2 protein-coding genes are annotated in these 1613 nt (G+C 40.2%); both read right to left on the reverse strand.

The annotated features are described in order from the left end of the window. On the reverse strand, nt 1–501 hold a 501-nt coding region (locus ACQR30_RS04695; protein WP_429731976.1), incomplete at its 3' end, for an ATP-binding protein. 169 nt (nt 502–670) lie between these two features. Then, on the reverse strand, nt 671–1613 hold a 943-nt coding region (locus ACQR30_RS04700; RefSeq protein ID WP_429731979.1), incomplete at its 5' end, for a Mu transposase domain-containing protein.

Below are 1613 nucleotides of genomic sequence, written 5' to 3' on the forward strand. Positions count from 1 at the left end.
ATCTAATATCAACAGTTGTACTTTCTCTATTTGGTTTAAAAATTTGATGTAGGTTCCACCTGCCTTAGACAGTAGTATTGTTTCAATGAGGCGGTTCATATTGTAGTATTTGGTTTTATAGCCCATCATACATGCTTTGTGTCCCATTGCGCAAGCAAGAAATGACTTCCCACAGCCTGCAGCGCCTGTAATATGGACGTTGATTCCTTTAGTAAGATAATCTCCCTCCAATAAAGAAGCAAAGGCGGTTTTGCTGAGGTTTCTACTGGGGTCGAAGTCAACCATTTCAGGCGTGGCATTTAAGCGGAGCTTGGCAACCTTTAATAGGGAGCCCAGTCTTTCATTACTGCGATTTAATTTTTCAGCTTCTACCAGATGTGCAATTAGTTCATTGCCTTCCAGCTGATGATGAATAGGCAATTCTAGCTGGGATTTGTAAGAACTAGCCATGCCTCTTAGCCCGATTTCACGCATTTGTTCCAGTGTTTGATTCGTGTTCATTTTGTTGTGTTTGATTAAAGAAATAATTTCTATTTTAATGCAGATTGCTTGGAGCCAATCAGTAATATAAAAAGAGGATTAGTAGATCTTGAAAAAAGGAATCAGGACTAGGAGAATCCTCTTTTTATATTACTGTTCCCGCGGGAGCGTTCGAGGCGGTATTTGCCGGTTATGTGTAGGCTTCACTACCTCGGATATTTTTATGTACAGGAATAGCTCGCTGTTCTTCATCGAACAGACCCGGCTGTTTGTCCATATTGTTTTCGAGCATATTTCTAATGAGTCTAAGCGTTGGTCGTTGGATATGGGAGGCTCCTTTACAACACTGCTCCAGCCGTTCTTTGGTATACTTATTTTGTAGTAGTATCATCGTATTACAGGCTTTAAAATTCTGTTCCATATAGATACTGCTGTGTAAAATTCGACTGGCAACCTGCTGTGTATATTTTCCAACTTTTGAGGCCCTTTCCATAAACTCTTTTTCATTCCATCCTTTTGTGGCTTCCATTGCTTGGTGATTTTTGGGAAGGTGTTCGGCAATACGATTGTACAACGGTTCAGTACTTCTTCTGACATGAAAAGCAATACGTTCAAATTTATAATATAGCTCCACGATTCTGGGGTTATAATGGACTGTCAACTTCTTGCCTACATATTGATAAGGAGCAGAGTAATAATGTTTGTTATCCGGTAGGATAACATAGTAGTTGCGTTGCACTGTGACTTCTTTGATATACATCAGTTCAAAGGGGCTTTCAGGCAGTGGCTTTAAAACTGCTTTTTCGTATCGATTAAACAAATCTCGGCGGCTTTCTTTGGCACCTTTATAGGGTTTTAGATTTAATAGATTGAGTTGTATGCGTATATGCTTGTTTAACTCTTCCAGGCTTCTAAATCTATAATTGCGTAAGGGTCCGTAAATATGATTGTAAACGATGTTTACCGATGTTTCCACCATTGCCTTATGGGTGGGTTTTCGTGGTGCTGTGGCGCTAAAGGTGGTCCCATAATGCTCCGATAACTGATGGCATAACCCGGTAAAAACCGGTTCTGCCTTATCTGCACGAATCACAGCCGTTCTGAGATTGTCACATAAGATCGTTAAGGTAACT

Origin of the sequence: Arachidicoccus sp., from assembly GCF_050436765.1 — a bacterium.
Taxonomy (GTDB): Bacteria; Bacteroidota; Bacteroidia; order Chitinophagales; family Chitinophagaceae; genus Arachidicoccus.